Source organism: Dysgonomonas sp. 521, assembly GCF_010501055.1.
In the GTDB taxonomy this organism is placed as follows: domain Bacteria; phylum Bacteroidota; class Bacteroidia; order Bacteroidales; family Dysgonomonadaceae; genus Dysgonomonas.
The window spans coordinates 98,641-116,817 of sequence record NZ_QVMO01000012.1; the positions used below are offsets into that span (position 1 = coordinate 98,641).

The 18,177-nt window shown below is 45.8% G+C and carries 8 protein-coding genes; 7 read left to right on the forward strand and 1 reads right to left on the reverse strand.

Features of this window, described 5'->3' with window-relative positions:
* Positions 1 to 48: 48 nt before the first annotated feature.
* Complete coding sequence (locus D0T84_RS06045; RefSeq protein ID WP_185155697.1) at positions 49 to 4,056, reverse strand: hybrid sensor histidine kinase/response regulator transcription factor; 4,008 nt, start codon at positions 4,054 to 4,056, stop codon at positions 49 to 51.
* A 717-nt stretch (positions 4,057 to 4,773) separates the two neighbouring features.
* Here D0T84_RS06045 and D0T84_RS06050 point away from each other — a divergent pair.
* From D0T84_RS06050 to D0T84_RS06080, 7 genes are all read left to right on the forward strand, one after another.
* On the forward strand, positions 4,774 to 7,779 hold the full coding sequence (locus D0T84_RS06050; protein WP_163306979.1) for a TonB-dependent receptor: 3,006 nt from the start codon (positions 4,774 to 4,776) through the stop codon (positions 7,777 to 7,779).
* 19 nt (positions 7,780 to 7,798) lie between these two features.
* Positions 7,799 to 9,367, forward strand: a complete 1,569-nt coding sequence (locus D0T84_RS06055) for a RagB/SusD family nutrient uptake outer membrane protein (RefSeq protein WP_163306980.1) — start codon at positions 7,799 to 7,801, stop codon at positions 9,365 to 9,367.
* Between the two features lie 278 nt (positions 9,368 to 9,645).
* Positions 9,646 to 10,599, forward strand: coding sequence for a glycoside hydrolase family 43 protein (locus tag D0T84_RS06060; protein WP_163306981.1), 954 nt, complete (start codon positions 9,646 to 9,648; stop codon positions 10,597 to 10,599).
* A complete protein-coding gene (locus D0T84_RS06065) occupies positions 10,599 to 12,260 on the forward strand; it encodes an exo-alpha-sialidase (protein ID WP_163306982.1) in 1,662 nt (553 codons plus the stop codon). The genes D0T84_RS06060 and D0T84_RS06065 overlap by 1 nt, the downstream gene beginning before the upstream one ends.
* Positions 12,261 to 12,379: 119 nt before the next feature.
* Complete coding sequence (locus tag D0T84_RS06070; RefSeq protein ID WP_163306983.1) at positions 12,380 to 14,392, forward strand: hypothetical protein; 2,013 nt, start codon at positions 12,380 to 12,382, stop codon at positions 14,390 to 14,392.
* Between the two features lie 277 nt (positions 14,393 to 14,669).
* Positions 14,670 to 15,686, forward strand: coding sequence for a family 43 glycosylhydrolase (locus D0T84_RS06075; RefSeq protein ID WP_163306984.1), 1,017 nt, complete (start codon positions 14,670 to 14,672; stop codon positions 15,684 to 15,686).
* 100 nt (positions 15,687 to 15,786) lie between these two features.
* Entirely contained in the window at positions 15,787 to 17,592 is a 1,806-nt protein-coding gene (locus tag D0T84_RS06080) for a glycoside hydrolase family 2 protein (RefSeq protein WP_163306985.1), read from the forward strand.
* Positions 17,593 to 18,177 lie beyond the last annotated feature (585 nt).

The window sequence follows — 18,177 nt, forward strand, 5'->3', positions numbered from 1 at the left end:
TAGGGGCAGGAACAAGCCACTGCCCTACAAGGCAGTTATAATCTCTCCTTATCCGTTCCCCATTTTATTTATAAATTCCTTCGGCGACATTTTATAGCATTTGAAGAACGCTTTGGTAAAATAAGATGCCGAGTTGAACCCTACATAATACGCTACTTCATTTATCCGCATATCTGTCTCCAACAGCAGTTTACAAGCCCTCTTGAGACGATAGTTGCGCAGGTAGTCGCCCGGCGTTACCCCGCCTATGCTTTTCAGTTTGCGTTGCAGGTTGGAACGGCTGATGCCAAGCACATCTGTCAGCGACTCTACCGTGAAGTTCTCGTCAGAGATATGCTTTTCTATTTCCTCATTCAGCCTGTTCAGGAATAGTTCGTCACTCTTATTGGTTACCAGCGTAGAGTAAGAGGCGAGCGGCGAACGGTTGAAGGCCTCAAGTATCGTCTTGCGGTTTTCCAGCAGGCTGGTTATCTGCGCCTTGAGGTAAGATATAGAGAACGGCTTCTCTATAAACACATCCGCGCCCGAAAGCAGCCCTTCCACCTTGGCGGCATTCTCCGTCTTAGCCGATAGCAGTATCACGGGTATATGGCTATAGTTGAGGTCAGCCCTCAGTTTCTTCGTAAAGGATATACCGTCAATACCCGGCATCATAATGTCGGAAACGATGAGGTCGAAACTCTTGTCTTCCAACAGCCTCAACGCTTCGGTAGCGCTCAGCGATGTATCTACTATGTATTCGTTTTGCAGGCTGTTTTTTATAAACTGTATCATTTCGGGATTGTCGTCCACCACCAGCACCGTATTTTTCCTGTCCTTCGCCGTTTCCTCCCCAGCCGTATAATCGGTATCCCTGTTGTCGGCAATTTCTCCTTTGCCTATAAAGAACTCCTGTGTGATGTCGGAGAAGGTGAAAGCGAAAAGCGCGCCGCCCGTAGTGCCGTCTTTGACCTCTACTTTACCTTTCAATATTTCGGCAAGATGCTTTACCAGTGACAGCCCGATGCCTGTACCTATCTTTTCGTCTCCCTGCTGTATCTGATAGAACGGGTCGAATATAAGTTCCTTATGATTGTCGGAAATACCGCGCCCGTTGTCTTCCACCGTCACGGTGTACGATTTGTCATTGTTGAGTATCAGGCACAGTATGATTTTGTTCTTGGTAAATTTCAGCGCGTTGGTCAGCAGGTTGCCGATAATCTTTGTCAGCGCATCCGGATCGGAAACGACACTGGCCGCCGCTTCGGACGGCATACGCAGTTCGAAGTCGATGTTCTTGTTTTGCGCCGTTTTCTTAAACCGTTCGTACAGTTCGGTGATATGTTCCGTCAGATTTATCGTTTCGGGGTTGACGATATATTTTGTCGTATCCATCTTACGGAAGTCGAGCAGTTGGTTGATAAGCACCGTCAGCCTGTCGCAGTTCTTCTCTATGATAGAGAGGTTCTGATGCGTCTGGTTGCTACCTTCGCGGGAGGCGATAACTTCCTCCAGCGGCGCGCTGATAAGGCTCAGCGGCGTACGTATTTCGTGGGCGATGGTGGTAAAGAAGTCAATCTTCGACTTAAATGCGAGTGTCTCCTGCTCTGCCTTGTATGCTTCGAGGTGCTGCTGCTGTTTCTTCGCGTTCCGTCTCACATAGTACGACACCAGCAGGTAGAGCAGCGACATGGCTAGTATGAGGTAGAATATGCGTGCCGGCAGCGATAGCCAGAACGGCGGCAGTATCTCTATTTCTATCGCCGTACCCGTGTCGTTCCACAGCCCGTCATTATTGGAGGCTTTCACTCTGAAAGTGTATTTGCCCGGCGACAGGTTTACGTAGGTCACACTTTTGTTGTTGCCTGCATAGTTCCATTCCGTATCGGTACCTTCCAGCATATAAGCATACTGGTTTTTCGTTTGCGATATATAGCTGAGGCTCACATACGATATGGTGAATGACGAACGGTTGTATGGCAGCTTTATCTTTTGCCGCTTGTTCAGGTTGGTCTGAATCTCCTGTTCTGTTTGCGCGTCTGTATTTCCCAACAAGGCTATGCGTGTAATCTCTATAAATGGTGTTATATTATTCCTGTTCCCATTGAGCTCTTGCGGATAAAAGCAGTTGAAACCGTTTACCCCTCCGAAGTAGAATTTGCCATCGCGCGCCTTGTAGCTCGACTTATAGTTGAACTGGTTGCTTTGCAGCCCGTCGGCTTTGTTATACAACTTATAGTTTTGGGGGTCGGATGTATTGAAGCATACAAGCCCTTTGTTACAACTTATCCACAGGTTGCCGAAGGGATCGTCAAGTATGCCGTAAACCACATTATTGGGCAGCCCGTCGTCTTCCGATATATTGACGAAGTTATCCGTATTGTAATTGTAGATGAAGATGCCCCGCCCTTCACTCGAAAATATCACACGCTTCTGGTTATCGATATGTATACTGGTAAGCTTGCTGCCTATGATGGGATTGTTGCGGCTCTGTATAGTATCGTAGTGTATCCATTTGTTTTGCTTCATATCCAGCCTCATCGCCGCCGATCCGTAGGTGGCTACCCACAGGTTGCCGTAGTCGTCTTCCTTCATATCGTATATGAAGCCCGATGCTTCGGGTATGCGGGTAAAGCTGTTCGTTTCGCGGTTGTACTTGTTCAGCCCAACAGGCGTACCGGCATAGATATCGCCGTTCTTTGTTTTGTACAGGGAAAAAACACAGTCGTCGTTCAGTGTATTCTCATTTTTTGTATTACTCCGCAGGTTGGTAAGCGAACGCCGTTGTGTATTATAAATGTCTATCCCGCGCGAAAAAGTCCCTATCCACAGGTTGTCGTTGTCCATCAGCAGTGCGTGTGTATTGTGGTAGGTCGTTTTTACAGGCTGGGAAAATACGTTTGTCTTCGTATCAAAATAGTTGAGTCCGCCGTCTTCGGTGGCAATCCACATATTGCCCGTCCTGTCTTCGAGAAACTGGCTGACGGCCTTGCCCGACAACAGTCCGTGGAGCATATCGGGATAATATGTCTCTATATTCAGCAAGGAGGTGTTCAGGTAATTCACCCCCCCGAAGTACGTCCCAATCCATATGCCGCCTTCTTTGTCTTTGGCTATGGAGTATATATTCTGGTCGCTGAGGCTGTATCTCAACTGAGGGGTATCGAGCCGCTTTATCGCCTTGCTCGCGGGGTCGAACAGGTACAACCCATCGTCGGAGCCTATCAGTAGCGACTCATCCGTATATTGGAAGACAGAACGTACATGTGTTATATAATGCGTCTTCGAGCCCAGTCCGTAGAATGAGGTATATTCGCCTGTTTGCTTGTTAAAAAGCCGGATACCATCGTCCCATGTCCCCAGCCATAAGTTGCCTGTATTGTCATCCAGAATGGATAGTATCTCATTCTGCGAATTGTCCTGTATACTGAACATGCCCTCTATGGCTTCCAGCTTATCCCTGCCGGGATTGTACCTCAGCAGTCCCAGCCGTGTGCCTACCCATATCGTGCCCGACTTGTCGCTTACTATAGACCATGTGGCATTCTGACCCAGACGGTATTTGTCTATCTCTAATGCCTTCAGCGTATTATTGGCGGGGTCGTACATAAATACACCCTGCGACATGGAGCCGATCCATATACGCCCGTCCTTATCTACATAGAGGGTGTTGACGGCGGATGTTACTTCTGCGCCCGTGCCGGTTTTTACATTTATCTTACCGAAACTTTCTTCGGCAACGTCCATCCTGTACAGCCCCGCATCGGTACCTACATAGAGCGTGCCCTGCCGGTCTTCGGCCATACAGCGGATAAAGTTGTTGCCTATCGAACGGTTATTATATGTGTCGCGCCTGAATATGCGGAAATGGTCGCCATCGTAGCGGTTAAGCCCGTCTTTGGTGCCGAACCACATAAATCCTTTCGAATCTTGCAGGATACTGTAAACGGCATTCTCAGACAACCCGTCATCTACCTGAATCTTGCGGAAGTGGAAATTGGAATTTTCCTGTGAGAATAGATTTAAGGTGTAAAGAACGGTCGCGAAAATAGTAAAAAATAGTCTATAGTTTTTCATTATTGTAAAGTTACACTATATCGGCGAACATACCAGCCCTCGTTTATTTCTATTTTATGGTAAAAAGTAATCAAATAATTGTAAAAATCGTGCATTTGGCCGTTCAGACTTGTTTTTACATTTTTTTAGCCGAAAAGTGCACTTACATTTATTAACTCTCGTACTACTTTTGAAACTGGAAAGCGAAGCAATTTTAACCTAAATTAAATCATGAATCAATATGAAAAAGAAAAAACATACCCTTCCGATTATTCTTTGAAGATTATAGTTCATTATAATTAACGTCACATAGAGGGTGTGTCATAAGTAAAACATCTCTGTCAAATTGTTACTCTCTTTGTCATTGCCTCGCCTTCGCTTCGGCGAACGTTGTTTCTGAGTGCAACGAAGAATCTCGACCTTCCAGATACGGGATGTTTCACTCCGTTCAACATGACAACCAACGGTCACAGGAGCGAAGCGTATGTAAAAAGATATGGAAAAATACTTATGACACACCCTCACGAAGCATCCCGACCCTGAACAGTTGGATGCAAAGAAGGACGAGATCCTTCCCTACGGTCAGGATGACAAGGTAACGACAAGAACAAGAGTTACTATTAATGACTCAATATAATCAAATCTTCATAATTACTATACAAATCAAAGGAAATTATTATTTATCCTAACCTATAAATAATGAGTTAACCTAATTATAAAAAACCAAAATCTAGAAACATGTTAAAAAGAATTTTATTTCTACTATTTGCGGTCTGTTCATTAATAGCATATGGGCAGAATGTGGAGGTAAAGGGAACAGTTGTGGATGATATCAACGACCCGCTCCCCGGAGTTAGCGTCAGCGTTAAGGGTACAACAAGAGGCACCATTACGGATGTAGATGGCAACTACTCTATCGCTGTTTCGCAGGGACAAACGCTGGTGTACAAGCTCGTGGGAATGACTTCGCAGGAAATCGTATATGACGGACAGCCTGTGATGAACGTCACGCTGGCTACTGACGACAAACACCTGGAAGAAGTGGTGGTAATCGGCTACCAGACTATCAAGAAAGCCGACCTTACAGGCGCTGTATCGGTGTTTAATCCTAATGAAATGAAAAACACAATCGTAACCGGTTCGATAGGCGATGCGCTGGGTACATTACCTGGGCTGAATGTGCGTACTGCCGGTAATCCGGGCCGCGAAGGCAAAGTGGTTATCCGTGGTGTCGGCACATTGGGCGATTCCAACCCGTTGTATGTTGTCGATGGTGTTGTTTCGGGAGGAAACCGTGACTTCAACTACAATGATATAGAGAGTATCCAGGTACTGAAAGATGCTTCGGCGGCAGCTATCTACGGTTCGCGCGCAGGTAACGGGGTCATCATCATTACTACAAAACAAGGGAAGAAAGGCGATATGAAAATAGACATATCATCCCGCCTGTCTGTTCAGTGGCTGCCTAAGTATGATCTGGCAGGACGCGACCAGTGGATAAAACTGAATGACATGGCATTCTCCAATGCGATGAGTGATGGAAATAAAGATGTAAAAGGCCTGGCCAATCACTTCGACGGTAATACCGACTGGCAGAAAGAAGTATTCAAGACAGGTATCGTTCAGGACCATAACGTCTCATTTTCGGGAGGTTCCGACAATAGCAGATACTTCATTTCTACCAACTACCAAAGCAATTCGGGCACAACAATAGGTACCGACAGCGAACGCTTTACACTGAGAGCCAACACTTCGGCTACACGCAATTTTGGCGACCATGTAACATTCCGCGTGGGTGAAAATATAGCGATGAGCTACTTCGGCGTGAATGAGTTAAATACAAACCCTATCATAGACGTCTACCGTATGTTGCCTACAATATCGGTTTACAACCCCGATAATACAAAAGGGGGATACGGATATGGTGATGGCTCACGCGACGTCACTTTCGGAACAAACCCTGTGGCAAAAGAAAACATGGAAGATACGCGCAACAGCAACCTGCGTGTCCGTGGAAACGCGTTTGCCGAACTGGAAGTACTTAAGATGTTCAAGTACAGATTCAATTTCGGATTCGACTACAGCAACGATAAACACAAATACCTGCGTAAAGAAGGAGACTGGACGTACAATCAGTCATACGACCCGTCTATATTGACCCGCAGGCAGGCTCAGTCTCACAATCTGGTATTTGACAACACACTGGAGTTTAACAAAACTTTCGGCAAACACGATATCAGCACTGTACTGGGTATTAGCTATCAGGATACCAACTATGAACGCCTATGGGGAACAAAGAATGACGTATTGATGAATGGTACGGAGTATTTCGAACAACTGGATGCCGCCCTATCGGGTGCTAAAACCGGAAGCTATCAGGAAAGATCAAAATTGTTCTCACTTTTTGGCCGCGTCAATTATACATTCGACAACCGTTACCTTCTCAGCGTAACCGTACGCCGCGATGAGTCTTCCAAGTTTGCGAAGGATTACCGTGTTGGATATTTCCCTTCATTCTCGGGGGGCTGGCGTATCAGCAACGAAGAATTCTTCAACGTGTCGTGGGTAGACGACCTGAAAATCAGAGCCAACTACGGGGTTTTGGGGACATCCAACAATGGCTACTACGACTATATCGAACTCATAAACCTGTACCCTCAGGTAGTTTTCGGAGACAGGGTGCAAAGTGGTATGATACAGACCGCCCTTGTAAACAAAGACCTGAAATGGGAAGAAATGGCACAGTTCAATGTTGGTGTCGACGCCCTTTTGCTAAAAAACAGGCTGGGAATTACCGCCGATTATTTCATAAAGAATTCTACCGACATCCTTACCCGTATGCCTGTACTCATGTCATCGGGGCACAGCGGCGACAACCCTTGGGTTAACTCTGCTTCTATCCGGAACACAGGTTTCGAACTGGCAGCTACATGGAAAGATAATATCGGCAAAGACATGGATTACAACATTGGCCTTAATGGCTCTTTCCTGAAAAATAAACTGACTAAGATAGGATACGGACTAACCGAGTTTGACCAGTGGAATACAAAATCGAAAGTGGGAGAATCTATCGGCCAATGGTACCTGATCAAAACCGACGGGCTTTTCCGTTCGGAAGAAGAAGTACAGGCTCACAAAAACAGTGAAGGGAAACTTATACAGCCGAATGCGAAGCCGGGAGACATCCGTTTTGTAGACTCTAACGACGATGGGCAGATAACTGACGCCGACCGCCAGTACTGTGGCGAAAACATGCCTAAATATGAACTGGGCATAGACCTCGGATTCCGTTACAAAGATTTCGACCTGCAAGTACAGATGACCGGTGCTTTCGGTCACAAAATATTCAACGGCCCGCGCAGTGCGTACGACAGGTTCGATGACAACTCCAACTATCGTGCCGACTACGACCCCTGGACACCCGAAAACCCGAATGCAAAAGACCCTCGTCCTCTCTATGCCGATTCGAGAAATGCCATAGGCAATCAGGACCGCTGGCTTGAAAACGGAAATTATTTAAGAATGAGACAGATAGCATTAGGATACAATATACCTAAGTCGTTTTTAGGGAAATACATCAATAGTGCACGCCTGTATGTAAATGCTCAGAACCTGATCACATTTACATCATATACAGGGCTCGACCCGGAATTCTTAAACACAAGCCTCTGGGAAAGAAGCCATGATAACGGAGCATTTCCAAATCCACGTACAGTTACATTCGGAGCTCAGATTTCATTCTAACCTATAAACATCTACGAAAATGAAAAAAATTATATATACACTATTCTTCTTATCTGCATTATTCTTCACAGGCTGTGATGTAGATGTAGAGAATCCGAATACAACCACCGTTGAGTCGTTCTGGAAGACAGAGAAGGATGCAAAAAACGGTATCAACGCGGCTTATAACTATTTTTACAAGCCGGACACTTTCAGCCGCTGGATATGGTTCAGGCTCGACCTCACATCTGACGAAGGGTACAGCCAAAGCCCGTGGGCAGAACTAAAGGAATGGACAGACTTCAGGTACAACAACTATAATTTCGGAGAAGGAAACGCCGGCACTTACAGCGCCTGCTACAAGGCCATCTACCGTGCCAATCAGGTATTGTATTATGTGCCCGACATAGAATTTACGAACCAAAGCGACAAAGACCAGATTCTGGCGCAGGCTTACTTCCTACGCGGACTATATTACTACTACCTGGGACTATTGTGGGGTAGCGACAACAAGAGCCTCGCCATGCCGCTGGAACCGTCGACTCCGGCTATGAGACCCGAAGGACACTCCGGACAGGAAATATACGAACAGGCTATCGCCGACTTTACCGAAGCCCAGAAAAACCTGCCTGAAGAATGGACTGGCGACGAAAAAGGCCGTGCGACAAAAGGAGCAGCCCTCGCTTTCCGTGCCAAAGTATATATGCAGATGCACAAATGGAACGAAGCAAAAAATGACTTGCACTGGCTGATAGAAGGTGACGGGAAAAGATATTACGGGCTGGTCACAAATTATTTCGACAACTTCAATGCGAATGAAAACAATATCGAATCGGTGTTCGAAATCCAGTTTTCTGACGTATATGGCTCCCCTGCGGGCGACGGCGACTATGACGTAGACCCTAACTTAGGCTTGAACAAAGGTAAATTCTTCGCACCTCCGGGAATCGGATGGACTGACGGTGAACTTCGTCCTTGGCTGGTAACAGAGTTCAAGAAAGAAAAGAATTTGAGCAACGAGTACGATATACGCCTGAAATATACTGCCTTCTACGAAGGGATGGAAACAGACTTTGCCAACAATGACAGGATATTCAACGAGACAAGTAACGCCGATACCTGGGGGCGAAGCAACTGGACAGGACGTGTATTCTTCCGCAAGTATGGCGCTGATTACTACCGCGACTATGACGACTACTATAACAATACGAATGTAAGGCTTATCCGATTTGCCGATGTATTGCTGATGTACGCCGAGTGTATCGCCCAATCGGGAGGAAACCTATCTACAGCCGTAGCACAGGTAGACAAGGTACGTGCAAGGGTAAATATGCCGGCACTGTCTGTAAACCATTCATCGGCAAGCTCAAGCAAAGACGCCTTCCTAAAACGCCTGCAAATGGAGCGTATGCTCGAACTGGCTAGCGAAGGACAACGCTGGGCTGATATCAAACGCTGGGGCTTACTCGATACTCAGGCTGGTATAGACGAGCTGAAATCACGCGATGCAGACTTCAATAACTTTAAGATCGGGCACCACAATTGCCTGCCTATACCTTCTACCGAAATAAACAACAATGCGAATATAGTACAGAACCCTAATTATTAATTAGTTTAAGAAACTGTTTAAATTTTATTCGTTCCAATTTTTAGAGATGTTTTTTTCTTTCTTGAAACGATAATAGCGGGCTATTTACATACGCTTCGCTCCTGTGACCGCTGGTTGAGTTGAGAGAAAGGAAAAAAGAGCCAAAAACAGACTAAAAATGAACGAAGAAAAAGATATAATAAAATATTCGTATAAAATTTAAACAGTTTCTAAGCATAAGTTATGAGTTGATACATCAACACTGAGATCAACTCATAACTTATTAAAAAACAAATAAAATGAAATATTTAAAACATTGTACACTTTTTATCCTGTCCCTTATTCTTCTCTCATCATGTGGCAGCAGCGAGAAAGTCTATATGGAGTACAGCACACCTGTCTCTCTTGGCGACCCGTTCATCATGCTTCATAACAATGTATATTATGCCTATGGTACACGCGCCGAAGACGGGATAGAAGTATATACCTCCGATGACCTGCTGACATGGAAGAAGGCTTCTGCCCTTGCCCTCGACAAAAAAGACTCCTGGGCCGACCGCTGGTACTGGGCACCCGAGGTGTATTATATCAAGGAAAAGAATAAATTCTTTATGTACTATTCGGCCGATGAGCATATCTGTGTAGCTACGGCTGACTCTCCATCAGGGCCATTTGTACAGGACGTAAAAGAACCGATGATTGCCGACGAAAAGTGTATCGACAATTCTCTCTTTATAGACGATGACGGCAAACCCTACCTCTATTTCGACCGTTTCAACGATGGATTGAATATCTGGGTAGCCGAACTCGAAAGTGACCTGAAAACAATTAAGAAAGAAACTCTTACCAAATGTATCAACGTATCGCAATCGTGGGAAGAAGTATGGCCGCGTGTCAACGAAGGTGCATTTGTGACGAAACATAAAGATATGTATTACCTTACCTATTCGGGAAACAGCTACGAAAGCCCTTTCTACGGAGTAGGCTACGCCACAGCCACTTCTCCTATGGGGCCGTGGACAAAGTATGAAAAGAACCCCATATTACAGAAACCCGACAGCCTCGTAGGTGTAGGCCACAGCGCCATGTTCCACGACAAGGCGGGACAACTGAGGATCGTATTCCATGCACATCATTCTCCGGACAGCATTCATCCGAGAGCCATGTATATTGCAGATGTCGATTTTACGAATGACGCCGTACCTGTGATGAAAATAACGGGAAATATTATTCAGCCTAAGATTGTAAAATAATGAAATTTACAGGTTTATTTCTGCTTATTGTATTGCTGGGCTTTACTGCCTGCCATTCGGATAACAACAAACCGGAAGAAGAACAGCAAGATGCTGCCGGCGGCATCCGCATAGCATGGGACTACAGTTCTATGCAGCAGATTGCCCAACGGGGAGGTTATGGCCGCCTCAAGCGGATGCAGGACAATTCCCTGATAGCTGTATACGAAACCTTAACAGGTAATATAGACCTTCGCCGCAGCTATGACAATGGCGCTACATGGTCTGCGCCTGTAAAGATGTTCTGGCAGTTCACCTATAAGGGCAAAAATGGAAAATCGACACCGGTAAACATGTCGAATGCAGAGATAACGCAATTGAAGAACGGTGATATTATTGTGGGAGCAAACTACCGCCCGCAAAAGGCGGAAATAGCTCCATTTTCTATAGCCATAAGGCGCAGCACCGACAATGGCGCTACATGGCTCGAACCGCAGATATTATACAATGCTGCTCCACGTTTCCACGACGGATGCTGGGAACCTTCGTTCCTGCAACTGCCCGATGGGGAACTACAGGTCTATTTTGCCAATGAGAATCCGTATCAGCAATCTGACGAACAGGAAATTTCTGTAATGAGCTCTAAAGATAACGGTATAACGTGGGAGGATGCCCGTACGGTATGCTTCCGCAAAGGCAGGCGCGATGGTATGCCGGTGGCTACGATAGTCGGTGATGAGATTGTTATGGTTATCGAAGATAATAATATCGACCGTTTCAAGCCTTATACCGTGCGTACCAAACTCGCCGACAACTGGCCGAAACCGGTACTGGCCGATTCTCCCGACAGGGAATATGCCCTGACCGAGAAGATAAACGATACGGTATATATGGGTGCGCCTTACCTGCTGAAACTTCCTACGGGAGAAACACTGATTTCGTATCAGACGAACGAAAACCGTGCTTCCGACTGGGAATATTCCACAATGGAAGTAGCCGTAGGCGATAAGGAAGCCCGCAATTTCGGGCGCAGGACACGCCCGTTCGATGTCCCTTTGAACAAGGAAGCCAAATGGAACTCATTGGCGCTTTGGGACAAAAACACAGTAGTGGCGCTCGCGGCATCCAACTTCAAGTCTAAATTTATTGCTCCTTGGCTGATAAAAGGATATATAATCCCCGGACTGAAAATAGCCACAAAAGATATAACCGGATACCCCCTGTTCATAGGGGCAAAGGGTGAAACAAACCTGCGTGCAGGATTAGGAAAGGATGAGGAGAACCTGTATGTTAAATGCATGGTTAACGATAACAGTTTATATGGTTTGAAAGAATCCGGCACAGCCTCCGATGGCGTATTTGTCTATTTCAGCAATGGAAAGAAGACACTACGGTTGTGGTGCAGCTATCAGGGGAAATTCGATGTGTGGGATAAAATAGGTAAAGATTGGCAAATAAGGTCGGCAGCTAATGTACAGGCCTCCTCTTCTTTAAGCGATAAAGGCTACGATCTGGAGATCATTATCCCCGCCAAGGATATACCCGAAGCAGATAATGGTACAATCTGGGTAAGTATGGCATTATCGGCCTACGATGATGCGCAGGCCGGCTATACCGAAATGCTGGTAAACAGTGAAGAAGATAAGCCGGAAACATGGCTGAGGGTGAAATTAGACAATTAAATATATTCTCTCTGTCATTCTGAACGAAGTGAAGAATCTCTTCACTATAGAGAAACGAGATGCTTCGTTACCTCGGCATGACAAGGGGAGTAAAAGAAAATTACTAAACTTAAAAATATATGGAAAGAAGATTGTTTGCAGTTATCTTATTCTTGCTTTCATGGGTATTGGTAAATGCTCAGGTGATAGAGCCGGAATATAAAATCACACTGAAATCGCCGGGCAATCCGGCAGATTCATACACCTTGCTGGAAGATGCTTCGGGTAACCTGAAAGCATCGCAGAACCTGCCTGTTGAAATCAGGCAACAAAAAACAGAGACTGCCTCTACAATACGTATTACGGTCGATATCACTGCCAAAGACCTCGTTTACTACAACTTTGAAGAGGTATGCAAACTGGCGGGAATCAGCCACGATGATTGCCAGTTCTTTATGCCGGGATTCTGGTATCACCGCAATATACGCTCGCCGAAAGAAGCCCCTTCGTTTGCTACCAGCGACAGCTGGCAAGTACGCGAAGACCGCCTGAGCACACCGCTTACAGGTATCTACAGCGACAAAACAGGCGACTTCTGCACAGTAGTACGCCTGGATGAATTCAAAGGAGAAAGCCTTGCAACACATAGTGCAGGCGAAGTTATACTAACAGATAAAACATCGTTAGGTTTTACAGGGTTCCGCAACGTGGGCGGCACTACAGCCCTTGTGTTCGGTTTTCCATACAGCGAAGCACCTAAAACATATATCCGTAAGCTGACACTGGCTCCTGCAGTACAGGCTTTCGAAAAACTGGAAAAAGGGGAAAGCCGCCAACTGGTTTGGGAAATACGTAAAGGAAAAGCTCAGGATTATTCAGCCTTTGTAGCAGATGTCTGGAACTACTCTTACGACACCTTCAAGCCACAGGTATATGCCGGCGCGATGAGTACGGCTGAGGCGAAAAAAGTTTTATCCAACTTCTTTATAGAAAGCTATGTAGATAAATACCCGTTGAAATATTTTTCGGGAGTACACATGCGTACCGATGACTGTAAGAGTACAGGCTCGGTAGAAGTGGGTTTCGTAGGACGTGTACTGCTCAATGCTTTCAATGCTTTGGAATACGGTGAGCAGACAAACAACACCGGCCTTGTCAACAAGGCTAATTCGATATTCGACAGCTACCTGCAACATGGTTTCACACCGAACGGTTTTTTCCGCGAGTTTGTAGACTATACTCACAATAACGAAACAGATATATATAGCATCCGCCGCCAGTCGGAAGGAGCATTCGCCATCCTCAACTACCTCGACTATGAGAAGAAACAGGGACGCAAGCACCCTGAATGGGAAGCGAAAGTAAAAGCTTTACTGGATAACTTCCTGAAGCTACAGGGACAGGATGGCAGCTTCCCCCGCAAGTTTAATGACAACTTCAACGTAACGGACGCATCGGGTGGCAGCACACCATCGGCAACGTTACCACTGACGATGGCTTATACTTACTTCAAGAATAAGCAATATATGGAAAGTGCGAAACAGACAGCTGTTTACCTTGAAAAAGAACTGATATCCAAGGCCGATTACTTCTCGTCTACCCTCGATGCCAACTGCGAAGATAAAGAAGCGTCACTGTATGCGTCCACAGCTTTGTACTATCTGGCTATGGCATCGCCCGATAAAGAGAAAGCACGCTACATCGACCTGTCGAAAAAAGCGGCATATTTTGCACTGTCATGGTACTACATGTGGGATGTACCATTTGCACAGGGACAGATGCTGGGCGATGTAGGCTTCGAGTCGCGCGGATGGGGAAACGTATCGGTAGAGAACAACCATGTAGATGTATTCATCTTCGAATTTGCCACCGTGCTCGACTGGCTGGCCAAAGAACGCAACGAACCGCGTTTCGCGGAGTTCTCTTCTGTAATCAAGACTTCCATGTTGCAGCTTATGCCTGTAAAAGGACACATGTTCGACATCGGAAAAGCAGGCTATTATCCTGAGGTGGTACAACATACCAACTGGGACTATGGCAAAAACGGCAAGGGATTCTATAACGACATATTCGCTCCGGGCTGGACAGTAGCCTCTCTGTGGCAGATGCTAAGCCCCGACCGTGTATCGAATTACTTTAATCAAAAGAAATGATAAGAACATATAATTAATATAGCAATGTAGGGGCAGACCTGCGTGTCTGCCCAAAAACGGGCGAACACACAGGTTCGCCCCTACATAACAGAAAATAGTCAAATCCGGTCAAAAACATTAAAAATTCAGTCAAAAAGAACAAGTATAGCGTATTTTGATATTATTTTGGCTAATCAGTGTACTTTTCTTTTGTTAATAACATATTATCTTAGCAGCGCAAATGCCTTAAATTATAATTATCTACAACCAAAGAAGATAATTTATAACTAAAATAACCATGAGAAAGAATTTTTTCTATCTATTTATTTTACAGCTTTTCATCATATCCGGCTGTTCGGGTTGTAATGACAGTGATAAACAGGCTCCCCCTCCGGCTGAGGTGTACAAATATCACAACCCCGTAGTAGCGCTAAGCCTGCCCGACCCTACCATCGTCAAGGCGCAGGACGGGCTTTTCTACCTGTATGCTACCGAGGATACACGCAATACACCCATCTATAAGTCGGATAATCTGGTGGACTGGACATTCGCAGGAACAGCCTTTACAGATGCCACCCGCCCTACATTCGAGCCGAATGGTGGGCTTTGGGCACCCGACATCAATTATATAAACGGTAAATATGTACTCTACTACTCCATGTCGGTATGGGGTGGCGAGTGGACTTGCGGTATAGGTGCCGCAGTAGCCGATAAGCCCGAAGGGCCTTTCACCGATAAGGGTATGCTGTTCAGGAGCAACGAAATAGGCGTGCAAAATTCTATCGACCAGTTTTATATCAAAGAAGGAGGCAAAAAGTACCTCTTCTGGGGTAGCTTCCGTGGTATTTACTACATAGAGATGAGCGATGACGGGCTGTCGGTGAAGCCGGATGCCGAAAAGAAACAGATAGCCGGAACCGCCTTTGAGGGCACATACATCCATAAGAAAGGAGATTACTATTATATGTTTGCATCCATCGGTACTTGTTGCGAGGGTGCTAACAGCACATACGAGTTGGTAGTAGGACGATCCAAGTCGCTGTTTGGCCCGTATGTGGACAAGACGGGAAAAGACATGATGGACAACGGTTACACGGTGGTTATCGGCAAAAGCACACGCTTTGCAGGCAACGGCCACTGTTCCGAAATAGTGCAAGACAAAGCCGGAAATGACTGGATATTCTATCATGGCGTAGACCTGAATAATCCGCAAGGCAGGGTATTGTTGCTCGACCGGGTAAGATGGGACAGCGACAACTGGCCTTATGTGGAAGGGGGAAAACCATCAACGGAAGCGGAAAAACCAGTATTCTAAGTTGACAATGGACAGTGGATAATTGACAGTTAACGGGTTTCTAACTATCCACTGTCAATTGTCCACTGTCAACTAACATATTAACCTAAAAATATAGCCAATGAAAGTTAAATTATTATTAGCCTGCGCCATCCTGAGTGTAAATGCCTTTGCTCAGTGGAAACCTGCGGGAGACAAGATTAAAACGAAATGGGCTGAGTCCATCGACACAAAAAATGTATTGCCCGAATATCCGCGCCCTATCATGGAACGTGCCGACTGGTCGAACCTCAACGGGCTGTGGGAGTATGCCATACTTCCTGTAGGTAAGGCAGAACCTCAGCGCTTCGATGGACAGATACTAGTCCCGTTCGCCGTAGAATCCAGCCTTTCGGGGGTGCAAAAAGAACTGGGTGCTAAGAACGAATTATGGTACAAGCGCACTTTTACCGTTCCATCCGCCTGGAAAGGTAAAAATATCCTGCTGCACTTCGGTGCCGTAGACTGGAAAACGGAAATATTCCTGAATGACATACTGATAGGAACACACAAGGGTGGTTATACACCGTTCAGTTTCGACATTACTCCATTTCTTACTTCGGGCGACCAGAAACTCGTGGTAAAGGTATGGGACCCTACAACGGAAGGTTACCAGCCGGTAGGAAAACAAAACGCCCGCCCCGAAGGCATCTGGTACACACCCGTTTCGGGCATCTGGCAGACTGTATGGCTCGAACCTGTAAGCAACAAGCACATAGCGGCTATAAAAGCAATACCGGATACAGATACCCGCAAGGTTGCCTTTGATATATGCACCGCCAACACATCATCTGCGGACATCATAGAAGTAAAGGTAAAAGACGGCAGCCAGACCGTAGCTACCGGAAAAGCGGTGGCAGGGCAAACACTGGAACTGGCTATTGCCTCGCCTAAGCTATGGTCGCCCGAAAGCCCTTTCCTTTACGACGTAGAGGTTACCCTGTACGAAGGTGGTAAAGCTGTAGATAATGTAAAAAGCTATACGGCGATGCGTAAAATCTCGACCAAGCGTGACGCTAACGGTATCATGCGCCTGCAACTGAACGATAAGGATTACTTCCAGTTTGGCCCGCTCGACCAGGGCTGGTGGCCCGACGGATTGTACACTGCCCCTACCGATGAGGCACTGGTATACGACATCAAGAAAACAAAAGACTTCGGGTTCAATATGATACGCAAGCATGTGAAGGTAGAACCCGCACGCTGGTACACACATTGCGACCGGATGGGCATCCTTGTATGGCAGGATATGCCTAACGGCGACCGTTCGCCGCAATGGCAAAACAGGAACTACTTCAATGGAAGCGAACTCATCCGTAGCGGTGAATCGGAAGTAAACTACCGTAAGGAATGGAAAGAAATTATGGATTACCTCATCTCCTATCCTTCCATCGTTACATGGGTTCCTTTCAATGAAGCATGGGGACAGTTCAAAACAGAGGAGATTGCCCAATGGACGAAAACATACGACCCTTCGCGCCTTGTAAACCCTGCCAGTGGCGGCAACCATTACCGTACAGGCGACATGCTCGACTTGCACAACTATCCGGGACCTGAAATGTACCTGTACGATGCCGAACGCCCTACTGTATTGGGTGAATATGGAGGCATAGGGCTTCCGCTTCAGGGACACCTCTGGCAAACAGACAAGAACTGGGGTTATGTTCAGTTCAAGAATGCCTCGGAGGTAACGGACGAGTATGTAAAATATGGCGAAATGCTGAAAAAAATGATTAAGTCGGGCTTTTCGGCGGCGGTTTATACTCAGACTACGGACGTGGAAGGAGAGGTAAACGGGCTGATAACATACGACCGTAAGGTTATCAAAGTAGATGAACCGAGAGTAAAGAAGATAAATACTGAAATCTGTACATCTTTATCTAAATAGGCCAGCCTTCAGAAAGGCAGGTAATTAAGATTGAAAAGAGAGTGTGTCAAATATTAAGTACAGGTTTAGAAAGAGGCTGTCCGACTTTTTTGGACAAGCCTCTTTTTCTATGCTTTTTCTTCGAGTCTGTATCTGAGACTGTTTTCAAATATTCACTTCTCAGAGAGATAAAAATACTCTTGGGACAGCCTACCTGTAAGGGCATATAATAAATTATGCGAATCAATGGTTAAATGTGCTATTTTTTGTCCCTTTAGGGACTGAATGTTGGTAGAAAGAAGCTTTAACCGGTTAATTGCGTGCCGTCAGGTACGCAATATCTACAGAACAATTCACATTTTGTACCTGACGGCACAAAAAAACGAATTTCATTCATGTTTCTACCAATATGATGTGCCTAACGGCACATTTAACCCTTGATTCGCATTAATTAGTCGCTCCTTAAAAAGCACATAATAAGCTATTTACTAATAAATTATACCTTCAATTATTTGCTTAATATTGCAGAATTTCGTATCTTGAAGTCCTAAAAGCTTGCAAAAAATGATAGGAAAATCACCGGATCAAAGTCAGGGCGACTTGTTT

Coding starts and splice junctions, on each gene's coding strand:
- D0T84_RS06045 (WP_185155697.1), bottom strand. CDS start 4,056: ATGAAAAACTATAGACTATTTTTTACTATTTTCGCGACCGTTCTTTAC.
- D0T84_RS06050 (WP_163306979.1), top strand. CDS start 4,774: ATGTTAAAAAGAATTTTATTTCTACTATTTGCGGTCTGTTCATTAATA.
- D0T84_RS06055 (WP_163306980.1), top strand. CDS start 7,799: ATGAAAAAAATTATATATACACTATTCTTCTTATCTGCATTATTCTTC.
- D0T84_RS06060 (WP_163306981.1), top strand. CDS start 9,646: ATGAAATATTTAAAACATTGTACACTTTTTATCCTGTCCCTTATTCTT.
- D0T84_RS06065 (WP_163306982.1), top strand. CDS start 10,599: ATGAAATTTACAGGTTTATTTCTGCTTATTGTATTGCTGGGCTTTACT.
- D0T84_RS06070 (WP_163306983.1), top strand. CDS start 12,380: ATGGAAAGAAGATTGTTTGCAGTTATCTTATTCTTGCTTTCATGGGTA.
- D0T84_RS06075 (WP_163306984.1), top strand. CDS start 14,670: ATGAGAAAGAATTTTTTCTATCTATTTATTTTACAGCTTTTCATCATA.
- D0T84_RS06080 (WP_163306985.1), top strand. CDS start 15,787: ATGAAAGTTAAATTATTATTAGCCTGCGCCATCCTGAGTGTAAATGCC.